This is a genomic window from Candidatus Eisenbacteria bacterium (assembly GCA_035712145.1).
In the GTDB taxonomy this organism is placed as follows: Bacteria; Eisenbacteria; RBG-16-71-46; order RBG-16-71-46; family RBG-16-71-46; genus DASTBI01.
Genome location: DASTBI010000247.1, coordinates 1 through 23,701, shown reverse-complemented (window position 1 = coordinate 23,701; position 23,701 = coordinate 1). Strand labels below are relative to the sequence as shown.

Here is a 23,701-nt window from a genome sequence, read left to right as displayed (position 1 = left end):
ACGAGTCCACCCGGGAGGATGCAATGGCAAAAGCACGTCGCAAGCGAACCTCGTACAGCAACCAGAAGCGCTCGATGGTTCTGGCGACCGCCCAGAAGGAAGGATTGACCGCGATCGAAGTCCAGAAGCGGTTCGGCGTGACCCCGGTGACCTACTACTCGTGGCGGCGCAAGTATGGCGCCGGCCGTCGTTCGGGAGCCACGCTACGCTCCACCAACGGCGGAAGCCTCGAGCAGCAGGTTCGCACCGAAGTTCAGGCGAAGGTGCGCCAGATTCTCCCCACGATCGTTCGCAACGAGGTCAGCAGCTACCTGGATACGGTCTTCCGCGCGCGCGGCCGTGCCCGCAAAGCCTAGCTCGACCACCGAACCCTCTTCCGCCACGGATCCCCGCCCCCGGACCACTCCCCCGGTCTGGGTGTGGGCGGCGATCGTTGGCCTGGCCGCGCTCGCGGCATTCCATCGCAGCGACGATCCCGATTACTGGTTCCATCTCGCGGCCGGCCGCTCGATCAGCCAGCACGGACTGCCGAGCCAGGAGACGTGGTCGCAAGGCGCCCACGGACAGTCTCCCTGGCTGTCGGAGTGGCTGTTCGACGTCGCGCTCTATCAGATCCACCGCGTCGGCGGTGACCTCGGCGTCGCGCTGTGGAGAGCGGCGTGGGCCGCGGCGGCCATGGCGCTGGCCATCCGCCTCGCCTTCCTCCTCGACGCCGCCACGTGGGCCTTGGCGCTCCTCGTCCCCCTGCTGCTCGCCGTCGCCCGCGAAGGCTTCGAGCCCCGGCCCGAGCAGCTCTTCATCGCCTTCGTGCTGTTCGCGGCCGTGCGCTTCGAAGAGGCGCGCCGCGGGCGAGACCGCACCCGCTGGCTGGTCCCGGCCCAGATCCTCTGGGCGAACATTCATCGAGGCTGGGCATTCGGTCCGCTGATCGCGTGGGCGTACGCGGCCACCGCGTGGATCGACCAGCGCCGGGCTCGCCGCAGATCCCAGGAGGCGGCGGGCGATGCCGCTTCGCCAGAGGCGCCGGGTCACATCGGTGAGGGGCCTGAGCGACACGCCGTTCCGCCCGCCTCGGTTCGGTCACCCTCGCGCGTCGCGACGTGGGCCGGGCTCGGACTCGTTCTGTGGGCCGCCTCCGCGGTCGTGCCGCGCCCGCTCGAATGGCTCGCACGTCCTCTGGCTTTTCTGCGCGCGAGCTTCGACCCGCTCGGAATCCTTCCCGAGCTGCGGCCTTGGAGCTGGACGGCGGATCGCGCCGAGCCGTTCACCGCGCTGCTCGCGTTGTGGCTCCTCGCCCTCCTCGCCGGCGGACGAAGGATGTGGCAAGCCTCGCCCGCGCTCACCCTGATCGCGCTCGGCGGGATGGCGCTCGCGACGACCCAGTTCCGCTTTCGAGGCCTGGCGGCGTGGACGAGCTTCGTGGTGCTCGCCGTGGCCTTTGCGCCACGGGGACGCTGGCTGCTCCGCGGCGCGCTGCTGGTCCCGCCCGTCGCCGCATGTCTCGCCGGGTTCTATTGGCTGGTCACCTTGCCCCTGCCGCTCGGCGCGCATCCGCGACTCGAGTCGATGCCGGTGGGCGCCGCCGCGCTCGCCGAGTCGCTCGGTCTCGAGGGTCGGATGCTCAACACCGCCCACCAGGGTGGGTACCTGCTGTGGGCGCGCGGCGACGAGACTCCGCCGCTGATCGACCGGCGCGGACACGTGACCCCCGAGCTTCGCTCGCTGTATGCCCGCTCGCTCAGCGATCAGTTCGCGCTCGATTCGCTGCTCGACCAATCGGACTTCGACTACCTCATCCTTCAGCCTCCGCAGAGCACAGAGGATCGGATGGCGGTCAACATCTCACGACGGCTCGAGTGGGGTCTGATCTTCTACGACGATTCGGGACTCCTCTACCTGCGCTGGAACCGCTACCCGGCCATCGCAAGCTCGAGAGCATATCGCTACTTCACCCCGGACTACATCGGCATGCTCACGCTCTCCGAGCAGGCGCGAGCCGACAGCGGCCTGCGCGTGCGCCTCGAGGCGGAGCTGTTGCGGGCGCGCGCCGCCTCCCCCGCGCACTCGCGAGCCAGCATGTGGCTGGGACTCATGGCGCTGAGCCGGCAGGACGGACCGGCCGCGGTCAGGTATTTCGACGAGACGTATCGCATCGCGCCCGACACGCCGGGGCTCGCGCTACGTCAGGGCATGGCGCACGAGATGATCGGAGACGCGAAAGGCGCGATCGCCGCCTATCGGCGAGCGCTGCGCGAGGAAGAGGATCGCGACTTGGCGAGGCATTCCATCCGCCAGCTTCAGCAACCCTAGCGGGCCCGCACCCACTCCGAGGCCGCGTCCTCGTCGATGAGCCACATCCTGCCACGCGCCAGGCGCGCGGGCGTGCGGGACACCTCTCCCTGCTCGGCCAGCGCGGCCGCGACCGCATGCGCCTTCGTAGCCCCTGCCGCCAACACCAGGACCTCGCGAGCCTCCTCGATGACGCGCGGCGTGATCGTCAGGCGTCGTGGCGGCGGCTTGGGGCTGTCATAGACAGGAACGACGCGGCGCACGCGCTCCTCCAGCCAGCGCGAGCCAGGGAAGAGCGAAGCAATGTGGCCGTCCTCGCCGATGCCGAGCAGCAGAAGGTCGAGCGGCGCCTCGAGAAGCGCGTCGTAATCGGCGGCGGCGGCCTCGAGGTCCGCCGCGTCCGCCTTCATGCGATGCACATGGTCCGGCGGGACTCCCGCAGGCTCGAACCAGAGCTTGCGCGCCATCCAGTAGTTGCTCTCCGGCTCGTTGGGCGGAGCATCTCGCTCGTCGGCGAAGAAGAACGTGGGGCCCGACCAGTCGAATGGGCCCGACACCAAACCGAGGCGTCGGTAGACATCAGCCGGGGTCCTGCCACCGGAGAGTCCGATCCGCATCCCTCGATTCGTGGGCAGAGGCTTCGCCATCGCCAAGATCATGGAAAACGCCTCCGGCGCGAACTGCCTGGAGCTGGTTTGGAAGAGCTGGGTCAATCAGAGCTCGCGCCAGGAACGGCGATCACGGCGCATCCACTCGTGGCATTCCTGGGGTCCCCAGGTTTCCGGCTCGTAGACGCATGGCTCCTTCGACGACGTTTCGAAGTGCTGGATGATCGGATCGATCCACGCCCATGAGGCTTCCACCCAGTCGCGGCGGGAGAACAGCGTGAGGTCGCCGCGCATCGCGTCCAGCAGCAAACGCTCGTAGGCCTCGGGCGGCTCGCCGCCGAAGGTCTCCACGTAGCTCATGTCCATCTTCACCTTGCCGACCCGGAGGTCGTCGCCAGGGATCTTCGAGGCGAACTCCAGCTGGATGCCCTCGTCGGGCTGGATGCGCAGGGTCAGCACGTTCGGCGCGACCGGATTGCACATGTCCTCCCGCCCGAACAGCGACAGCGGGATGGGCTGCATGTGGATCGCGATCTCGGTGATGCGCTTGGCCATTCGCTTGCCCGCGCGCATGTAGAACGGCACGCCTTGCCAGCGCCAGTTGTCCACGAACACGCGAAGCGCGGCCAGGGTGGGTGTCCGGGAATTCGGGGCGACGTCGGGTTCCTGCCGGTAGCCGCGGTACTGGCCGAGGATGACGTCGCGCGGGATGGTGTCCGCCCACGGATCGCGAAGCGCGTTCAGGACCTTGAGCTTCTCGTTGCGGATGTCGTCCGCCGATCCAGTCGTCGGCGGCTCCATGGCGGTCAGTGCCAGCAGCCCGAGCAAGTGGTTCTGCACGATGTCGCGCAGCACCCCGTTCTGGTCGTAGAACTTCCCGCGCCGCTCGACGCCAATGGTCTCCGCGGCGGCGATCTCGACGTAGTCGACGTACTTCCGGTTCCAGATCGGCTCGAAGATGCTGTTCGCGAATCGCAGCACGAGGATGTTCTGGACCGTCTCCTTGCCCAGATAGTGGTCGATGCGGAAGGTCTGCGACTCGTGGAGCGTCTCGGCCACCAGGCGATCGAGGGCGCGGGCCGACTCGAGGTCGTGGCCGAACGGCTTCTCGATGATCACGCGCGTCCACGGGGAGCCGCGGTGCGGGGTGACGAGGCCCGCCTCGCGCAGCGCGCGCAGGATGACCCCGAACTCCGACGGCGGCGTCGCCAGGTAGAAGAGCCGGTTGCCTTCGAGGCCGCGCTCGCGATCCAGACGCTGCAGCGTCTCGGCGAGACTGCGGTACGTGCCGCGGTCGGCGAACTCGCCTCGCACGTATTCGAGCTGCTCGGCGAAACGCTCCCAGGTCGCCGCTTCGGGGCGCCGGCGCGAGAACTCGTCGGCCGAGGCGAGCAACTGGCTCCGGAACTCTTCCGACGTCATCGGATGCCGCGCCACGCCCACGGTGGCGAAGCGCTCGGGCAGCGTGCCCTGGAGCGCCAGGTTGTAGAGCGCGGGCACCAGCTTGCGGCGCGTGAGATCGCCGCTGGCCCCGAACACGACCAGCGCGCACGGAGGCGCCTTGCGCGGGTGCGGCGCAGGAGCCTCGGGCATCACGGCTTCGATGCGCGTCGTGCTCACGAGCGGGTCTCCTGGACGGCATGCCCTCCGAACTCCGCGCGCAGCGCGGCGAGCACCTTGTCGCGGAAGGAGTCGGCCTGCCGCGACCGGAAGCGCCCCATCAGCGACAGTGCCAGGACCTCGGCGGGGACCGCGCGGTCGATGGCCTCCTGTGCCGCCCAGCGGCCTTCGCCCGAGTCGTCCACGTAGCCTCGGATCTTCTCGAGGCCAGGATCCTTGGCGAACGCGCTCGCGGCGAGCTCGAGGAGCCACGAGCGGACCACTCCGCCCTGGTTCCAGAGCCGCGCGATCGCCGCCAGGTCGAAGTCGTAGTCACTGGCGTCCAGCAGCTCGAAGCCCTCGCCGTACGCGCGCATCATGCCGTACTCGATCGCGTTATGGATCATCTTGCAGTAGTGCCCCGCGCCGGCTCCGCCGACGTGCATCCATCCGCCGGGCGGCGCGAGCGTGTCGAGCGCCGGTGCGAGTCGCGCGATTGCCGCGCCATCGCCGCCGAGCATCATGCAGTACCCGATCTCGAGCCCCCAGATCCCCCCCGAAGTTCCCGCGTCCACGTAGGCCAGGCCGGCTTCGGCGAGCCTCTGGTGGCGGCGGCGCGAGTCCTTGTAGTGGGAGTTCCCACCGTCGATCAGCAGGTCTCCGCGCCCGAGCAGCGGGATCATCGCCTCGATCCACTCGTCGACCGGGGATCCCGCGGGGATCATGGCCCATACCGCACGCGGCGGCGCGAGCGCGCCGACCAGCTCGGCCAGCGACTTTGCCGGAGATGCGCCGGCATCGCGGGCGCTCCCGATCGGACCGGCGTCCCGATCGTAGGCCACGACGCGGTGGCCCCCTCCCAGCAGGCGCCGGGTCATGTTGAGTCCCATCCGACCGAGACCGACGAATCCGAGCTCCATGCGCGCTCCCGTGATGAGGGTGAGTCACGATCAAACCGCGCGCGGGGCCGGCTTGCAAGCACACCAAGCGGGCCCAGCTCGAATGAGCCAGGCCCGCCGGTTGGGAGCGAGGTTCAGCGCAGCGTGATCTTGCGCGTGTCGCTCAGCTCGCCATCCACCACGAAGCGCGCGAAGTACAGACCCTTACCGGCCGCGCGCCCGCCGTCGTCCGTGCCGTTCCATGAGGTGACGAACGTGCCGGGTGCTCCATCCTGGTCGACCAGCGTGCGCACCGCCCGGCCTTGCAGGTCGTAGATCTTGAGCGAGACGCGAGCCGCGCGGCTCAGCGTGTACTGCAGCCGCGACGCGTCGGCCGGGTTGCCGCCGAGCAGCTCGAGCGTCGCCCGGCTTGCCCCGGTCATCCCCGCCGTCGTGCGCGGATGGGTCCAGGGGGACACCTCCGCGAAGCTGACGGCGACCGGTCCGCGCTGCTCTGGATGATGCGTGTGCGCGAGCGGGTTGTGAGGCGGCGCCACGTAAGGGAAGTACGGAAGGAAAGGCTTGTCGTTGGCGTCGATGCCGTCGCCGAGCTGATTGTTGGGCGCGATGTCGAATCCATCCACCAGCACGCCCGCGACCACCCGGAGCTCGATGTCGACCACGTCATCGGCGAGCCGGCGTCCATTGGGGAAGCCGGCCAGGTCGCCGGCGATCACCCCGAAGCGATTGGGCGAAGCCGTCGGGGCAATCAGCAGATTGAGGCGGATCATCTCCCCCGGCGACACGTTGGCGGGCTGGTTGAGCCCCGGGACACCTGTGGCGAACACGGCAACCAGGTCGCTGCGCGGCGCGGGCGGCACCGAGATCCCGTAGAGCAGGTTGAGCAGCCTCGCCGGCTCCGGATCGACGACGTACGCGCCGAAGTTGGCGACGTCGCCGGCCGGCTCGCTGGCGTTGAACTTGTTCTTGTCCTGGAGCGGAATCACCACCTCGTTGACCAGCGGCATGCCGAGCCGCGACACCTGGACCTCCGGACCGCTGACGCTCACCGAGCCGTCGGCGTTGATCGTCCGGTTCGCCGGCCGCTCCGCCGTATCCCAGATCCCCAGGATGTTGTTGGCGAGCGCGGCCGATGGCGCTGCGCCATCCTTGGTGAGCTTCGTCATCGGCGCCTGCAGGGCGATGGTCATCACGTTGTAGCCACCCACACCGTCCACACCCTTGCCCTTGTCACCCGGCAGCTTGCGAATGGTGAGCAGGTCGAACACCGCCGCCAGATCGACGAAGAACGGATCGTCCCGCGGACCCACGAATACCCGGTAGCCGCCCGCCAGATCCTGGACCGCGGCCTTCGCGAGCGAGGCGTAGTCGGGCATCGAGACCGGACCCACGAACCACGGCGCCACCGGGAGATTGGTGCCCAGCATGGTCTCCTGCTCGACGCCGTTCACCACGTCGATGCGCGTGAGCGTGTAGGTTTGCCGCACGTTGAGGTCGGGATCGTCGAGCGACGTCACCGGACCGGTGTTGTAGAGAAACGTGGCGCCCGTGCGACGGATGGTCTGGAACTTGAACTGGAAGCGCACGTGCTTCCGCGAGTCGCCGGTGTTGTCCACGTTGATGTAGTAGATGGCTTCGTCGTCGAAGGCGCCGAAGTTGGGGCCGCTGTTGGGCTCGAGCAGGGGCACCCAGTTGCCGACGAAGGTCACCGCCTGAGGGGCATCGGCCGCCACCCAGGCGTAGACGTCGGTGTCGTCCGCGAGTCGGTCCTTGGCGGTGCCCGGCGCTTCGCTGTGACTCGAGGCGAGCGCCGCCAGTGGAATGATCACCGAAATCGCGGCGATTCCCCACGCCGTGATCCGGGACGATACGTTCAAACGCATGGCGAACTTCCTTCCTGCGCGATCGGTCGCGCGCCAGGGGATGCGGGCGGACCCGCGAGCGCTCCCGGTTCCGGGAGTCACAGGCGCTACGGCGCAGGAAGGCGAGTGGATGAGAAGAGAGCTAGCGTCCGGCGGCGGAGCTGACCGGCTGGCCGACCTCGACCGGCTCGGCGTGGCGGCCTTGAATCGGCAGCGCGATCGCGCAGAAGAGGCCCCCGAGGAGCAGGAATGCGAGCGAGAACAGCGCCCACTGAATGCTCCAGCGATCGGCCAGCGCACCGATCGGGCCGATGAGCAGCGCACCCAGCCCCCACGCCGCGCCCATCAGCAGGCTCGAGATCGTCGACGCATGACGGGGCGACAGCTCCTGACCCATGACGACATTGACCGGTAGCGAGGTCTGGAGCACGAAGCTGCCCAGCACCAGGCTCGTGAGCCCCCACGGATCGGGCGCGAAGAGGAAGAGGAAGTAGAGTGGCACCGCGCCGAGGAACGAGGCGACCACGACGCGCCGTCCTCCCCAGCGGTCGGCCAGCCAGCCGCCGAAGAATCCTCCGATCGCCCCGCACGCCAGATAGAGCGAAACCACGCCACCGGCCTGCACCACCGAATAACCTCTCTGCGTGAGCTGCAGCGGCAGGAAGGTGAGAAACCCGTAGGACACCGCCGAGCGTGAGACGACCGCGAAGTAGAGCAGGAGGAGCGGCCGCAACATCGGCCTCAGCTCGGCGAGCCGCGGGCGCTCGCTCGGTGCCTTGTGGACCGGCCGCACCTTGCCGATCACCGTGAGCATGAACACCGAGATGATCACGCCAGGAATCGCGGCCAGCCAGCTGCGCTCCAGGCCGGCGACGTGCACCAGACCGACGGCGAGCAAGGGCCCGAGCGCGAAGCCGAGCGTTCCGGCGGTGACGAACCAGGCCATCGCCATTCCGCGGCTCGGGGAGGCTTCGCCCGCGAGCGAGGCGGCCTGCGGATGGAACGCCGCGACCCCGAAGCCGCCGAGCATCAGCAGCGCGACCAGGCTCCCGTAATTGGGCGCCATCCCGAGCCCGCTGATGAATACCGCCGCAGCGAGCGGTCCGAGCGCGATGAACCAGGGATGCCGCATCCGGTCCGAGAACAGCCCGAACAAGGGCTGGCTCATCGACGAGGCCAGCGACATGAACGCCACCAGCGTGCCGACTCGGGTGAGGCTCAGATCGAGCTTGGCGACCAGCAGCGGAAGGAGCGGCGTGAAGAAACTGGAGTAGGCATCGACGGTGAAGTGACCGAACGAGAGCAGACCGAGCCTTGCGTTCCAGCGTCGCATGGGACGGCGGACCATAGCACAGAGACCCGCGCCCTCAGCGGACGCGGGTCCCGAATGCCGCCGGCTCGAATGCTATGCGGCCTTGGCGCGCGGTCCGACCAGCACTTCGACGCGCGACACCTCGATCTCGGCATAGTCGAGCATCGGCGCAACCGGCTCGAGCCGCTTCTCGCGACCGAGGCGCTCGATGCGCGAGAACACATCCGCGCAGGCCATCGCTCCGATCGTCCCGCACATGCCCTTGAGGCCGTGAGCCTCGAACTCGATGGCGCCGGCATCGGATACCTGAGCCGCATCGCGCAGGCGCTGGAGGCGCGGGCGGATGTGGTTGACGAACGTGCGGATCAGGATGCCTTCGAGGTCGGCGTTGCCCATGCTCGAGGCCTTGAGCCGCGCCTCGTCCAGGATCGGCTCTCCGGTATCGCTCTCTTCGATGGGAGCGCGCGGCACCACCGGCAACGGCACCACGGCGGTCGTCTCGAAGCCTTCGGGCGGGGCCTGCATCTTCTCGACGATCGGCGCTGAGGCCTTGACCACCACCGGCGGGGGGACCAGCTTGAGCGCCGGCTTGACGACGCCCTCCCCCGTCTTCGGCTCGAGCATGCTCTCCGGCTGCACCCAGCGCTCGACGGCTTCGACCATCGAGTCGAGGTCGAGCGGCTTGGTGAGCACGTCCTTCATGCCGGCCGCGAGGCACTTCGCCTTCACGTCGGAGAGGTCGTGCGCGGTGAGCGCCACGATCGGCGTGCGCCTGCCCGATCCTTCCTCCATCTCGGCGACCTGCCTCGTGACCTCGATCCCGTCCATGTCCGGCAGCTCCAGGTCCATGAAGACGATGTCGAAGCGCTGGAGGGCATGGGACTGGATCGCCTCGGCCCCGCTGGCGGCCGTCTCGGGCTGGAAACCGGCACGACGCAACGCCGCCACCGCCACCAGCTGGTTCACCGAGTTGTCCTCGACCAGCAGGATCCGCATGCGCTGCCGTCGGCGCTCGGCCACCGAGTGGCGGGTCACGATCCCCTGCGACGTTCCTTCCGCCCCGCGGTGAATCACCTCTGCCAGCGCATCGAAGAGGTACGAAGGCTCGAAGGGCTTGACCAGATAAGCGGAGTAGCCGAGCTCCTGAGCACGGGCCGCGTCGCCGCGACGTCCGACCGCGGCGAGCAGCATCAACAGCGTGTCCTTGAGTGCTGCGTCAGCACGGATCGATTTGGCCAGGTCCTCGGCGTCTTTGCCGGGAAGCTGGTTCTCGATCAGCGCAACCCGGTAGGGATTGCCCTGGCGCGCCGCCTCCTGCAGCAGGGCCATCGCGTAGACGCCATCCTCCGCCTCGACCGCCTGGCATCCCCATGACGACAGCATCTCGGTCAGCGCCATGCGCATGCCGACCGACGGATCGGCCACCAGCACGCGCACGTCCTTGAGCTCGACATCGGGCAGCGGTCCCGCCGGGACTTTCGCCTCGGCTCGCTTGAACGGGATCTGGAACCACACCTCGCCCCCGCCTCGCTGAGCTTCTCCTCCGGCCTCTCCGCCCATCAGGGCCACGAGTCGCCGCGAGAGCGAGAACGCGAGCGCGTCGCCGCCCAGAGTCCCCGCCGCCGGCGTATCCGATTGTGAGAAGACCTCGACGAGCTGGCCGAGCTCCGCGGCGGGCTCGTGCGACGAATAGCTGATGGAGAACCGCAGCACGGACTCGTGGGCGGTCTCTTCGATCAGGTTGACCCACATCTGCACCCGTGCCTGCTCGAGATACTGGATCATGCGGCGCACCAGGTTGGTGAGCACCTGGCGCAGCCGTCCAGGATCGCCGATGAGCTGCGCCGGAACGTCGTGGTGGACCTGGCGCGAGAGGTCGACCCGGCGCGCATTGGCCGTCGGGTTGAGCAGCGCCGCCGTTCCGTCCACCGTGACCCTCACGTCGAAGTCCAGGGTCTCCATCTGGAGCGCGCCCGCTTCGATCTTGTTGAAGTCGAGGATGTCGTTGACCAGGGTCAGCAGCGAATCGCTCGAGCCGTGGATGACTTCGGCGAACGTGCGCTGATCGCGGTCGAGATTCGATTCGAGGAGCAGCCGGGTCATGGTGAGGAGACCATCCATCGGGGTCCGGATCTCCTCGCTCATCGCGGCCAGGAAGTCGCCCTTGAGCTGCGCGGCCGCGGTCGCCTCGGCCGTCTTGACCTTGAGGTCGCGCACCTGGCGCCGCAGCTCCTCGATCTGGAACACCATGTCGTGCAAGTCGTGCGCACAGGCGACGTATCCAACCTTGCCGTGCAGGGTGCGGACTCGTCGCACACGAGCGCCCACCCATGCGGTGCGGCCGTCACGAGTGAGCAGCGGGACGTCGTGCTCGCACTCCGGCTTCTCGCCCACATGGAGATGGCGGATGAAGTAGCTCGAGAGACTCTGCCGCTTGCTCGGCGACAGCAGCATGGTGAAGGACTGCCCGATGAGCTGCGCCGCGGTGTAACCGGAGAGCTTCTCGGCGGCGTGGTTCACCCAGATGAGCCGGCCTTCACCGTCGAGGCAGAAGATCGGCTCGGGGACGAGGTCGCGCGGATCGAACGCCGCGCCTTTGGCGCCCGCTGCGCTCTTGCCAGCCGGCACGCGCGCGCCGGACTTCTCGGGACTCCGTTCCACGGACTGCTCCTGCCTCTCGCTGGGGGAAGGTGCACAGAAGTCTTGGGCTCGTCGACGCTCGGGTTATCGGTAGATGCCCCTTGGCGCTTGAGCGAAGTTACAGGTCCCAGCCCTCGTTGCCCGGTGGGGCGCTCGTCTCGCGCGATCCGTTCGTGCGAAATGCGCGGCGCATGGCGAAACCCCCGCCGCAAGGGGCTGGCCGTCCGGCCGCGCTCCCCGCGCCGCTCCGAGGGGTCGGCTGGGCGGTAGGGCGTCGCTCTGAGCCAAATGACCCGCCGCTCTCGCACGTCCTGACGAGCCATGGCGCATTCAACCACGGCGCAGGCGCGCGGGTCAGGCCCTTCGAACGTCACGACATGCGTGTGCCGCACCGGCTCGGCAGCGGGGTGTGGCATATGCGTTGCGTAACTCCATGTCGACATGCCGTCCTCGAACCGAGGGACCTGCTCATGACGCCACAGGAGAAATCGCTGCGAGCGCTGGTGGAGCTCGGGAATCCCTCCGAGCGCCGCACGCGAACCGAGCTGCTGGATCAGGCGCTCAGAACCGCTCTCATGCTGGTCGAAGCCGACGCCGTCGTGCTGACCCTTTCCAACCGCAAGGGCGAGCGCATCATGATCCACGCCGGCAACAGCATGCCGGCGGCACTGCATTCGCCGCCTGAAGGCAGCGAAGCGATTCGCAGGCTCATCGAGAGCGGCCAGCCGCTGGTCCTGGCCGATCTCACCGAGGAGCCGAGAATCGCGCAGACCGATGGCTGCCCAGGCGTCGAAGCCGGTCCCGCGGTGTTCATTCCGGTGCTGAGGCGTGATCCGGTGCCGGCGGCCGTCGCCGCGTACCGGCGTCGCGGCCGGGCGCGTTTTTCGCTCAACGACACGCGCATGATGTTGATGCTGGGCGCCTGGCTCTCCGGCGCGCTCGATAACCTGCGGCTCACCACCGGCAACGAGCGGAGCACGATCACCGACGACCTCACCGAGGTCTACAACTTCCGTTACCTCAAGACCGCGCTACGCCGCGAAACGCGGCGCGCAAGCCGGTTCCACCAGGAGCTGTCGGTCCTGCTGATCGACGTCGATCACCTCAAGACCTACAACGAAGCCTTCGGGGAGCTGAAGGGCAGTCTGCTGCTCAAGGAGATGGCTCTGGTGCTCGCCCAGCAGGTGCGGTCGTTCGATGTCCTCGCCAAGATCGGTGACGACGAGTTCATGGTGATCCTTCCCCAGACCAGCCGCGAAGGCGCGGTCGAGGTGGCGGAGCGCATGCGCTCGGCCATCGAGCGGCAGGGCTTCTCGAACTCCACCCCCGGCGCGGTGACGGTGAGCGTGGGCGCCGCCTCCTTCCCTCACGACGCCACCGAGATTCGCGATCTGGTCGCGGCCGCCAGGCGCGCGGTCAAGAATGCCAAGGAGAGCGGGAGGAACTGCATCGCGGCCCTCTCCACTCCGCCCAACATGACCGACCTCGGCCAGATGATCGCGAGACGGCGAACCGCTTAGAGCTCCGCGGCGTCACGAGCGGATCACGAGCGTCGGATCGACCTTTCGCGCGTCATCGACGCCGGCCAGCATCATCGCCAGCTCGAGCTCGTCTTTCAGCAGCTCGAGCACGCGCGTCACGCCCCCTTCACCCCCGGCGACCAGCCCCCACAGATACGGCCGCCCGATGAAGACCGCCCGTGCGCCGAGCGCCAGCGCTTTGAGCACGTCGGTGCCCCGGCGGATGCCGCCGTCGACATACACTTCGACCGCGCCATCGACCGCCTCGACCACCGCCGGCAGCGCGAGGATCGTGGCCTGCGCGCCGTCGAGCTGCCGGCCCCCGTGGTTCGACACCCAGATCGCCGCCGCGCCGGCATCGACTGCGCGCCGAGCGTCGTCGGGACGCATCACGCCCTTGAGCACCACCGGCATCGTGGTGAGGCTCTTCAGCCACTCGATCGTCTTCCACGTGACCGAGGCGTCGAGCAGGTGGGGCGCGAGCCGCGAGCGGCCCGGCAGATGCTCCCATCCGATCTCGATTCCCTCAGCTGCGAAGTTGGCCAGCTCGAGGTTGCGCGGCGGACGGTAGTCGCTCCGCAGGTCGCGCTCGCGCCGGCCGAGCCGCGGCGTGTCGACCGTGAGCGCCAGGGCGCGATAGCCTGCCTGCTCCGCGCGTTTCACCAGACGCTCGGTGAGCGCGCGCTCCGGATGGGCGTAGAGCTGGAACCACAGCGGGCCGCTGGCCGCGGCCGCGATCGCTTCCAGCGAATGATTCGCCATGGTGGATGCGCACATCAGGGTCCCGGCCTTTCCCGCCGCACGCGCCGTCGCCAGCTCGCCCTCGCGATGCGCGAGCTTCTGATAGGCCGTCGGCGCGAGCAGGATGGGCGAAGACACCTCCGTGCCCAGCACGGTGGTCGAGAGCCGCACCTGGCTCACGTCGACCAGCACGCGCGGCAGGAAGACGTAGCGGTCGAAGCCTTCGCGATTGAGGCCGAGCGTGCGCTCTTCCTCCGCGCCGCCGACGAAGTAGTCGAACGCCCCGGGCGCCATGCGCGGGCGCGCCATGGCTTCGAAGTCGGCGATGTTGATGCAGCGATCGATGGGATCGCGGCGGCGGGTGGTGCTTCGCTTCGCGGGGCGGCGCTTCTTCATGACCATGGGAAGCGGCACCCTACCAGAACTCTGCAACTCCTTACTCTCCCCGGGGAGAGCAAGGGCTTACAACCACGTCATCGCACCAGCACCATGAGCCGGCTGCCCCTGAAGCCGTCCGTCTCCATGACGCAGAGATACACTCCGTCGGGAAGAGACACGCCGCGATCGCTGCGACCATCCCAATCAACGTGCTGCCGCCCAGCCAGCATCCGCTCGTCGGCGAGCCTTCGGACCAGCCGCCCGCTCACGTCGTACACCCGCACGCTCACCGCCCCCGCTCGCGGCAGATCGAAGCCAATCCGGGTCGTGCGCGAGAAGGGATTGGGTTGGTTCGCGCTCAATGCGAAAGCGGTCGGAGCCTCCGCGGAGCTGGGAACGTCGACAGTGATTTCGGTCGCGAAAGCCGAGCCCGCGAACGACCCATCCAGCGCCTGCACGCTCCAGTAGTAGTGCCCTGGCGCCAAGGTCCACGACACTCGTTTCTGCGCATTGCCGAGCTGCGCGACCCTGCGGTAGCCATTGGCCGCGGCCATCGCCGACGAGATCTCGTTGCCGCCCGGAGTCGTGCCGACTCTCAGGTTGTAGGAGAGCCCCGCCGCCGGCGTCTGAGCATCGCTCGCCGCATTCCAGCTGAACGTCGTGCCCGAGGATCCGGTCGTTGCGGTGAGTCCGCTCGGTGGGCCGGGTGGGCTATTCGGGACGCAGGAGGCGTTCCGGTAGAGCTTGGAGATGGAGGTGCCACCCGTGCTGCCCGCGATCAGGATGTCCAGGTCGCCGTCGTTGTCGTAGTCGCCCCACGCCGCCGATGACAAGGCCACGCCCGACAGCCCGGCGCCGGCGTCGCTGAAGGTGGGATTCGCACCGCCGCTGTTGCGGTACAGCTTCGCGGAAACTCCGGCGAGCCCGCCGCCGGTGAGCAGGATGTCGAGGTCGCCGTCGTTGTCGTAATCCCCCCAGGAGACCGAGGATGCGTAGACGTCCGTCAGCCCCGCGCCCACGTCGCTGAACGTCGGGTTGGCTCCGCCGCTGCTCCGGTAAAGCTTCGAGAAGGCAACGAAGCTCGCATCCTGTCCGGTGAGCAGGATGTCCAGGTCGCCGTCGTTGTCGTAGTCCCCCCACGCCACCGAGGACTGATACACGCTCATCAGCCCGGCGCCGACGTCGCTGAACGTCGGGTCCGCCCCGCCGCTGTTCCGATACAGCTTGGAAATCGGCGCGGCGCCATCATGGCCGGTGAGCAGGATGTCCAGATCCCCGTCGTTGTCGTAGTCACCCCATGCCACCGAGGAATAGGTGACGGCCGTCAGCGCGGCCCCCACATCGCTGAACGTGGGGTTTGCCCCGCCGCTGTTCCGGTACACCTTGGAAGTGCCTTGAGGGCCAGTGCCACCCGTCAGCAGGATGTCCAGGTCGCCGTCGTTGTCATAGTCCCCCCACGCCACCGAAGAAGAATAGACGCCCGTCAGCCCGGCGCCGATGTCGCTGAACGTGGGGTTCACTCCGCCGCTGTTGCGGTACAGCTTGGAGATGAACGCGCTGTTCGTGTTCCCCGTAAGCAAGAGGTCCAGGTCGCCGTCGTTGTCGTAGTCACCCCAGGCGACCGAGGAGTTGTAGACGCCTGTGAGCCCGGCGCCCACGTCGCTGAAGGTCGGGTTCGCTCCTCCGTTGCTCCGGTACAACTTGGAGATGGGCGCGGCGCCATCATGGCCGGTGATCACGACGTCCAGGTCGCCATCGTTGTCGTAGTCACCCCACGCCACCGAGGAGTAGCTCGCGCTCGTCAACCCAGCGCCGACTTCCGCGACGCCCGGTACGCACTCCTCCATGGCGAAGGGAGACCCCGCGAAGGCGCCGTCCATCGCTTGCACGCTCCAGAAGTATTTCCCCGGCGCCAGCCTCAGCGTCCACGACAGCCGCTCCTGCACGTTGCCGAGTCGCACCACCCTGCGGTAGCCATTGGCCGCGGCCATGGCCGAGGAGATCTCGCTGCCGCCCGGCGTCGTGCCCACTCTCAGGTTGTAGCTGAGCCCGGCGGCGGGCGTCTTCGCATCGCTCGCCGCGTTCCAGCTGAAGGTCGTGCCGGAGGGCCCCGTCGAGGCCGTGAGTCCGCTCGGCGCGTTGGGCGCGCTGTTGGGCGTGCAGGTCTGGGTACGGTACATGGCGGAGCGGGAGGTGACGCCGTCGAACCCCGTGAGCAGGATGTCGAGGTCGCCGTCGTTGTCGTAGTCGCCCCATGCCGCCGACGTGTACACGAGGCCCGGCAGTCCCGCGCCGATGTCATTGAAGAGCGGGTTCGGCCCGCCATTGTTCGCATACAGCTTCGACACCCATCCGGTATTAGTGGAACCCGCGAGCAGGGCGTCCAGGTCGCCATCGTTGTCGTAGTCCCCCCACGTCGCGGAGCCTCGAAACACGCCTTCCCCCATAGCCCCGATGGCGGGGCCGAAGGTCGGGTTGGCGCCGCCCGAACTGCGATAGATCGTCGCGAAAGGTCTCACACCGTCATGCCCTGTGAACAAGATGTCGAGGTCGGCGTCGTTGTCGTAGTCCCCCCAAGCCACCGAGGAGAGAAAGACACCTTGCAGCCCGGCGCCCACGTCGCTGAGCGTGGGGTTCAACCCGCCGTTGTTCCGATACAACCTCGCGATCGGCGTGACGCCGTCATGGCCGGTGAGCAAGAGGTCGAGGTCACCGTCGTTGTCGTAGTCGCCCCACGCCACGGACGACTGATCGACGCCAGGCAGCGCGGTGCCGGCCTCGCTGAACGTGGGGTTCGCCCCGCCGCTGTTCCGGTAGAGCTTCGTGAAGTATCCGCCCCCATCCGAGCCGGTGAGCAGGATGTCCAGATCCCCGTCGTTGTCGTAGTCCGCCCATGCCACCGACGAGTACTGCAGGCCCTTGAGCCCGGCGCCCACGTCGCTGAAGGTGTAGCTGGGCGAGCCGCTGTTCCGGTAGAGCTTCGAAGTGGGCGCCGGTGTTGCGCCGCTCGTCCGGCCGGTGATCAGCAGATCGAGGTCTCCGTCGTTGTCGTAATCCCCCCACGCCACCGAGGAGAGGTACACGCCCGTCAGCCCGGCGCCGACGTCGGTGAAGATGGGATTCGGCCCGCCGTTGTTCCGATACAGCTTGGCGCTGGCCTGGACGCCGTTGTGGCCGGTGACCACGATGTCGAGGTCGCCGTCGTTGTCGTAATCCCCCCATGCCACGGAGGACTGATCGACGCCGGTCACTGCGGCCCCGTCGTCCGTGAACGCTGACACGCAAGCGCTCGCCTCCGTGGCGAAGGGGGATCCCGCGAAGGCGCCGTCGATCGCCTGCACGCTCCAGTGGTAGCTCCCCGGCGGCAGTTTCAGCGTCCACCCGAGCCACTGCGCGTGACCGAACGCCACCACCTTTCGATCGCCGTTGGCCGCCGCCATCGAGGAGAAGATGTCGCTGCCACCCGGTGTCGTTCCGACCCTCAGGTTGTAGGAGAGCCCGGAGGTGGGGGTTTGGGCGTCGCTCGCCGGGTCCCAGGCGAAGGTCATGCCCGCGGAACTTTGCATCGTGATGAGCCCAGTGGGCGCCAAGGGCGCGGTGTTGGGGGTGCACGAGTCGTTTCGGTATAGCCTGACGGTCGGTCCTCCGCTGCTGCCGCCGGTCAGCACGGCGTCCAGGTCGCCGTCGTCGTCATAGTCCCCCCACGCCACCGAGGACGCGGCAACGCCCTGCAGCCCGGCGACGGCGTCGCTGAACGTGGGGCTTGGCCCGCCACTGTTCCGGTACACCCTGGAGACGGGAGTGCCACCGTTACCTGTGAGCAGGACGTCGAGGTCGCCATCGTTGTCGTAATCCCCCCATGCTACCGAGGAATAACCCACGCTCTGCAGCCCCGCACCGATGTCGACGAACGCAGGGTGCGCCCCGCCGATGTTCCGATAGATCTTCGAAACGGCCGGGCCAGTGGTCCAGCCCGTGAGCAGGATGTCGAGGTAGTTGTCCTCGTCGTAGTCCCCCCACGCCACCGACGATTCCCATACCCCCGTCAGCCCCGCGAAGGCGTCGCTGAAGGTTGGGTTCGCACCGCCGTTGTTCTGGTAGACCTTCGAGGTGCCCGACACGAAGTCCTGAGTGCCGGTGAGCAGGATGTCCAGGTCGCCGTCGTTGTCGTAGTCCCCCCACGCCACCGAAGAGTAGGTAACGCCCATCAGCCCCGCGCCGACGTCGGTGAACGTGGGGTTCGCTCCACCGCTGTTCCGGTACAGCTTGGAGATGGGGCCGGTGAAGCTCGAACCGGTGAGCAGGATGTCCAGGTCGCCGTCGTTGTCGTAGTCCCCCCACGCCACCGAGGAGTAGGCAACGCCCGCCAGCCCCGCACCGACGTCGGTGAAAGTGGGGTTCGCTCCACCGCTGTTCCGGTAGACCTTGGAGATGCCCGACACGCCGTCCTGAGTGCCCGTGAGCAGGAGGTCGAGGTCGCCGTCGTTGTCGTAGTCCCCCCACGCCACCGAAGAACCCCACACACCCGTCAGCCCCGCGCCGACGTCGGTGAACGTGGGACTCGCTCCGCCACTGTTCCGGTACAGGTTGGCAATGGGAATGGCGCCACTCGCTTGGCCCGTGAGCACCAGGTCGAGGTCGCCGTCGTTGTCGTAGTCTCCCCACGCCACCGAGGAGTCGAGCACATCGGTCAGCCCTGCGGCGACGAGCGTAAAGCTGCAATCGGTCGTTCGACTGGTCGAGACGGATCTCGTGGGATCGGCCAAGGCTGGCGTTCCGATAACCGGGAGGGCGAGGGCGAGAGTGGCGACCGTCCGAGCTTTCATGGGGGTACTCCTCGGGAGCCGGGTGAGGATGACCGAAGGATGGGCCCACCTGTTGGCGCGTCCTCATCCCCTCTCACGTGCGAACGGCGGAAAACGAACAGGTAGGCCGCGAAGGGATTGGCCAAGCCGCGCGAGGAGCCCGATCTCGCGGGACCCTGCTACCGGACTGGCTTACAAGGAGATGGCCGCGCCAGAAGACCCGCGACGCTCGAAGACAGCCGAGCACTCAGCGTTCATCGAGCTCGGGTTGAAGGGCGAGTACGGGCGCCGTCCCCGTCGAGCAGCCACGATTCCTGTTGATCACGTAGCGTCCTGGGCCGCGCTCGCTCTCGATCGCGCCGGTGTAGATCTCCTGGTCCTGCGCGGCGCTGAAGGATCCCGTGTAGCGATCTACCTCAACCCCGTCCTCGAACACGTAGATGTCCGCCGTCATTCGCTCGTCCGGGCAGATGACGAAGTGATCAGGATAGTTGAGGTCGATCTGGATGGTGCCGCCATAATCGAACTTCTGTCTTCCGATCACCAGCGCGTGCTCCCACCAGCCGAGCACGTTCCCGAGCATCACGATGGTGTCGGCGCTGCCCGCAGTGAGTCCGAACTGGCCACTGGTTCGGGTGGTGATGTCGTAGGTCTCGCGCGGCACGTATGAGCCGCCTTCCGTCGAGGTGAACTGTCGGACGCGGAGCTGCATGCGCGCCTGATCGGCGGTCAGATAGTCGGCCTGTGGCACGCCTGCCTTGCGGAACTCGACGCGCATGTCCACCACCGACCAGCGGCGGACCTCGGTGGTCGGGCCACCGGGAGACGAGACGTACTCGGACGAGTACCCGCTGTCGGCCCTGGCCCACTGCGTGAGCCCCGCGTCGTAGTGCCAGGAGGCATCGAATGGCTGCTGCTCGTTCCACACCGAGGCCGTGATCGTGACGACAAAGTGGGTGAAGCTGACCACGCCCATCGCGGGCGAGACGAACTGCGCCGAGACACCGGTGTCCGTCGGCGTGGCTGGGTTGGAGGGGTGGTCGTCTTCGCCACAGCCGATGACCAGCCATGCGCCGAGGACGGCGAATCGGGCGGCTCTCGGGATTGAAGTCATCGGGCGGCGCTCTTCGGGCAAGGGCGAGCGCGGGGGTCGCGCTCCAGAACAGGTTACACCTCGCCTCCGGCAGGAGTCTCGCCGGACTTAGGGGGGCCCGGCTCGATGGAGATCGCGAGCCGCGGCCTATCGTCAGTTGGAGGCGGCACCCGGAATCGGACCGGGGCGGCCGAACGCTCTGTGCCGGGCCCACCCTGCTAATGATTTGGCAGGTCGCGAGACTCGAGGGCGAACCACGGACACAGAGTCGACTGCAGGGGGCCGCAAAGGGCCCGCTGCGCCTCTTCGCTAGACGGTCACCTTCACGGGCACGGGCACGAGCTCATCGTTGTTCAGGTGAATGCGCACATCACCCGTGGTGATGTCCTGCGGACCGGTCGCGAACGCCGGAAGGTGCTCCTTCATCCAGGCCGACGTCACGCGGTTCGATTCCTCGGTGCCTGCGCGGTCGTCACACACCGTCACCGAAGTGACGCCTTCGTTCGTCTTGATCAGGTAGTAGGCCTGGAACCCGCGAATCGGGCGCAGGATGGACTTGACCTCGTCCTGCCGCTTGGACAGATCGTCGGCAAACGCGGGTGCTTCCTTGTATTTTCGGATACTCGCGAACATGGATGTCATCGAATGACTCCTTCCCTTTCGGGAGGGGGGCGGATCATCACGCGCTCCCCTTGCAGCTGGTGGCGGCCAAGAGCGTCGGGGGTTTCCCTACGTGGATCAACCATCGTCGATCGCGCCTCGCATGAAAAATAGAAAGTTTGGATGTAACCCTTCGCTCTGAGCGATGTGTCGCTCGAGGTCGAGCAGGGCTCGATGAAGCCTTGTCCGTGTTGTTGACTCGCGTCACCAAGGCGATACAGTCTGGCTGCCAGCGCGCAAACCACACAGGCAGGGAGACTCATCTCGTGCGCGGAAGTCACCTTCCTCACGCGGGGCTCCATGGAGTCAAGGATGACGGATCCCAAACAGCCGAACAGCGAGCCTCCATCCTCCGGTACGGGCGGTCATCTCGACGAGTATGCTCGCGACTGGATCGCCGACCTGACCGCGGCCCAAACGGCGTTGCGGCATGGGATCGACGCACACGAGACCAATTCGCTGTCGGAAGCTCTCGAACGACTCGAGCGACTGGAAGCGATCCTGCAACAGGCCCCCGAGCAGATCGCGGAGCACGTCGGTCGGCGCACTGCGATGCTCACCTCGGTCGCCATGGCCCAGCTGCGGAGGATCGACGAGCTCGAGGCGGCTGCAAGCGAGCTCTCGTCCACCAACGACCGGCTTCGGCACGAAACGGCGGAGCGCGAGCGAGTCGCGAAGGAAGCGCGGGCAGCAGAGCGGGGTCTGCGCGAGGTGCGCGAGCGGTTCGAGAGCGCGTTCGACAACGCTCCTATTGGCATGGCGCTCATCGCCATGGATGGTCGCTGGTTGCAGGTCAACGACGCGCTCTGCCGGATCACCGGTTACACCCAAGACGCACTGAGAGCCACGACACTTCGCGCGATGACGCATCCTGACGAAGTCGAGATCGACGCGGAGAGCCTGCAGCAGCTCCTGTCCGGTGAGATCGCCAGCTACCAGGTCGAGAAGCGCTACCGTCACGCCTGGGGCCATCATGTCTGGGTGCTGGTGACCACGTCGATCGTCCGCGACGAGGATCGGGTGCCCCTCTATGCCGTGACGCAGGTGCAGGACATCTCCGAGCGGAAGGAGCTCGCGCGGCGTCTCGAGTACTTCGTGGATCACGACTTTCTGACCGGCCTGTTCAACCGACGGCACTTCGAGCAGGAGCTCACGAGAGAGACCGATCGAGTGTCCCGCTATGGCGGCCCAGGAGCAGTGCTCGTCATCGATATCGACAACTTCAAGGACGTCAACGACACCTTCGGCCACAGGGCCGGCGACGATGTACTCAAGGGAGTGGCGGGGCTCCTGAGGGAGCGCCTGCGTCAAACGGACATCGTGGCGCGGATCGGCGGAGACGAGTTCGCGGTGCTACTTCCCCAGACCGACGCCGACCATGCACAGAGCGTGGCCGATGAGCTGGTCAAGGCCATGGGCCGGCAGACGGCCGTGCTCGCCGATCGCTCGATCCATATCACGTCCAGCATCGGCGTCACCATGTTCGACGGTTTGACGGACATCGAGGTGCTCGCCTACGCCGACCTCGCCATGTACGAGGCCAAGGAGGCGGGGCGGAATCGCTTCGCGATGTATCGACCGGTCGCCGGTAAGAGAGCGCGCGGATCGGCCCGGCTCGTCGAAGCGGAGCGGATCCGCCACGCGCTCGAAGAGGATCGGCTTCTCCTCTACTGTCAGCCGATCCTCGACCTCAGCAAGAACGAGATCTGCCAGTACGAGCTCTTGCTTCGCCTGCCGGACGAGGAACGAGGAGACCCGCTCCCACCCAGTGCTTTTCTCTACGGTGCCGAGCGCTTCGGATTGATCCAGGCCATCGACGGCTGGGTCGTGCGTCAGGCGATCTCGCTGATTGCCGAGCACGCGCGCGCTGGGCTTCCGCTCGTCCTCAACGTCAACCTGTCGGGCAAGTCCATCGGGGACCGCAAGCTTGCCGCGCTCATCGAAGAGGCGTTGGACGAAGCCGGCATCGACCCCGCCCGATTGACCTTCGAGCTGACCGAGACGTCGGCGATCGCCAATATCGAGGACGCCAAGGCCTTCGCGAACCGACTGCGCGGCAGGGGCTGCCGGTTCGCCTTGGACGACTTCGGCGCGGGTTTCGGCTCCTTCTACTACCTCAAGAACTTTCCCTTCGACTACCTCAAGATCGACGGAGACTTCATCCGCGGCCTTGCGACCAGCTCCATGGACCAGCTCGTGGTTGAAGCCATCGTCAGCATCGCGCGGGGAATGGGCACGAAAACCGTCGCCGAGTTCGTTGGCGACGAGGAGACGGCTCGCCTCCTGCGCACGATCGGTGTCGATCATGCACAGGGTTATCACATCGGTCTGCCGAGACCCGTATCGGAGGTGCTGCAGAGGGCGGGAGCGGCCCCAGCTGGATGAGCCCTGTCGGAGCGGGTCGAGCGGTGCTCTACTTGCCCCTGCGAAGGTTTGCCGGTGCCCGGCCGACTCGGCCTCGCGGCGGCTCGCTGAACAACTCACTGCGTGCGCTCTCGGTGATCGCAATGACCGCTGGATGCTTGAGTCGCCGCTCGATCGAGACGGCATAGAACCGCTCGCGCATCTCGTCTAGACGCCCGACGATCGCGACGTCGTACTGGCGGCACACACTGGCCTCGATGGCGGAAGGCGCCGCGAAGACGCCGCTCCCCTCCTGGCCAAAGACCTTGATCAGCGTGCTGTCATCGAACTCCGCCACGACGCGAGGGTGAATGCGCTGTTTGTCGAACCACTGCTCGAGCGCGTTCCGGAGGGTGCTGGTCTGGCCCGGGAGCAGGAACGGGGCGCCCTCGAGGCCGCGCGGGAATCCCTTGCGGTATTTCGGCGCCAGCTTGGTGGCCGCGAACAGCGTCACCCCGCACTCGCCGAGCAGGTGATTGAAGGCACGCACCCGCACCTCGGACGGGGCGGGTGCGTCGGCCAGCACCACGTCCACCTCCTGCACCGCCAGCGCGGCGAGCAGCTTGACGGTGCTTTCCTCCCGCACGATCAACCGCACGGGCTCCGCCAGGCGAAGCGCGGGCTTGAGCAGGTCGTGGGCAATCAGCTTGGGCACTCCATCGGCCACGCCTACCACGAGACGGAGTGGCCGCCCGGTGGGCCGCCCTTTCACGCTCCCCATGAGCTCACGCCCCAGGGAGAAGATCTCATCGGCGTAGCCGAACACGGTCTGGCCCATGTCCGTGAGCCGAAGCTTCCGACCCGCGCGTTCGAACAGCTTCTCTCCCAGCGCATGCTCGAGAGCACCGATCTGCGCGCTGAGCGTCGACTGCGCCAGCAGGAGCCGCTCGCA

Annotated in this window: 15 protein-coding genes; 4 read left to right on the top strand and 11 right to left on the bottom strand. The window is 67.4% G+C overall.

The window, feature by feature from the left end; all coding sequences use genetic code 11:
* The first annotated feature begins 23 nt into the window (after positions 1-23).
* Together VFQ05_17170 and VFQ05_17165 are read left to right on the top strand one after the other, a co-directional pair.
* Positions 24-356: a transposase gene (locus VFQ05_17170; protein HET9328501.1), complete on the top strand. Its 333-nt coding sequence runs from the start codon at positions 24-26 to the stop codon at positions 354-356.
* On the top strand, positions 340-2,310 hold the full coding sequence (locus VFQ05_17165; protein HET9328500.1) for a tetratricopeptide repeat protein: 1,971 nt from the start codon (positions 340-342) through the stop codon (positions 2,308-2,310). Before VFQ05_17170 ends, VFQ05_17165 begins: the two co-directional genes overlap by 17 nt.
* Here VFQ05_17165 and pgl read toward each other — a convergent pair.
* The 6 genes from pgl to VFQ05_17135 all read right to left on the bottom strand — a co-directional run bounded on the left by pgl (position 2,307) and on the right by VFQ05_17135 (position 11,230).
* Positions 2,307-2,948 carry a 6-phosphogluconolactonase gene (gene pgl, locus VFQ05_17160; protein HET9328499.1) on the bottom strand — a complete coding sequence of 214 codons (642 nt, stop codon included), beginning with the start codon at positions 2,946-2,948 and terminating at the stop codon, positions 2,307-2,309. The two genes, VFQ05_17165 and pgl, sit on opposite strands and share 4 nt — an antisense overlap.
* 54 nt (positions 2,949-3,002) lie before the next feature.
* Entirely contained in the window at positions 3,003-4,517 is a 1,515-nt protein-coding gene (gene zwf, locus VFQ05_17155; GenBank protein HET9328498.1) for a glucose-6-phosphate dehydrogenase, read from the bottom strand.
* Entirely contained in the window at positions 4,514-5,416 is a 903-nt protein-coding gene (gene gnd / locus VFQ05_17150; GenBank protein ID HET9328497.1) for a decarboxylating 6-phosphogluconate dehydrogenase, read from the bottom strand. The genes zwf and gnd overlap by 4 nt, the downstream gene beginning before the upstream one ends.
* Positions 5,417-5,529: 113 nt before the next feature.
* Positions 5,530-7,278: a DUF4331 family protein gene (locus VFQ05_17145; protein ID HET9328496.1), complete on the bottom strand. Its 1,749-nt coding sequence runs from the start codon at positions 7,276-7,278 to the stop codon at positions 5,530-5,532.
* Positions 7,279-7,399: 121 nt separating this feature from the next.
* Complete coding sequence (locus VFQ05_17140; protein ID HET9328495.1) at positions 7,400-8,590, bottom strand: MFS transporter; 1,191 nt, start codon at positions 8,588-8,590, stop codon at positions 7,400-7,402.
* 72 nt (positions 8,591-8,662) lie between these two features.
* Entirely contained in the window at positions 8,663-11,230 is a 2,568-nt protein-coding gene (locus VFQ05_17135) for a response regulator (protein ID HET9328494.1), read from the bottom strand.
* 449 nt (positions 11,231-11,679) lie between these two features.
* Between VFQ05_17135 and VFQ05_17130 the strand changes: the two genes are divergently transcribed.
* Positions 11,680-12,729 (top strand): sensor domain-containing diguanylate cyclase, encoded by a 1,050-nt coding sequence (locus VFQ05_17130; protein ID HET9328493.1) that lies wholly within the window; start codon positions 11,680-11,682, stop codon positions 12,727-12,729.
* Positions 12,730-12,741: 12 nt separating this feature from the next.
* On the opposite strand, the gene VFQ05_17125 is transcribed toward VFQ05_17130, so the two are convergent.
* The 4 genes from VFQ05_17125 to VFQ05_17110 all read right to left on the bottom strand — a co-directional run bounded on the left by VFQ05_17125 (position 12,742) and on the right by VFQ05_17110 (position 20,379).
* Positions 12,742-13,872: an alpha-hydroxy acid oxidase gene (locus tag VFQ05_17125; protein ID HET9328492.1), complete on the bottom strand. Its 1,131-nt coding sequence runs from the start codon at positions 13,870-13,872 to the stop codon at positions 12,742-12,744.
* A 71-nt stretch (positions 13,873-13,943) separates the two neighbouring features.
* Entirely contained in the window at positions 13,944-18,533 is a 4,590-nt protein-coding gene (locus tag VFQ05_17120) for an FG-GAP-like repeat-containing protein (GenBank protein HET9328491.1), read from the bottom strand.
* 367 nt (positions 18,534-18,900) lie between these two features.
* Entirely contained in the window at positions 18,901-19,767 is an 867-nt protein-coding gene (locus tag VFQ05_17115) for a hypothetical protein (protein ID HET9328490.1), read from the bottom strand.
* A gap of 288 nt (positions 19,768-20,055) precedes the next feature.
* Complete coding sequence (locus VFQ05_17110) at positions 20,056-20,379, bottom strand: hypothetical protein (GenBank protein HET9328489.1); 324 nt, start codon at positions 20,377-20,379, stop codon at positions 20,056-20,058.
* Positions 20,380-20,718: 339 nt separating this feature from the next.
* Between VFQ05_17110 and VFQ05_17105 the strand changes: the two genes are divergently transcribed.
* A complete protein-coding gene (locus VFQ05_17105; protein ID HET9328488.1) occupies positions 20,719-22,791 on the top strand; it encodes an EAL domain-containing protein in 2,073 nt (690 codons plus the stop codon).
* Between the two features lie 28 nt (positions 22,792-22,819).
* On the opposite strand, the gene VFQ05_17100 is transcribed toward VFQ05_17105, so the two are convergent.
* A partial coding sequence (locus VFQ05_17100) for a LysR family transcriptional regulator (protein ID HET9328487.1) occupies positions 22,820-23,701 on the bottom strand: 882 nt, incomplete at its 5' end.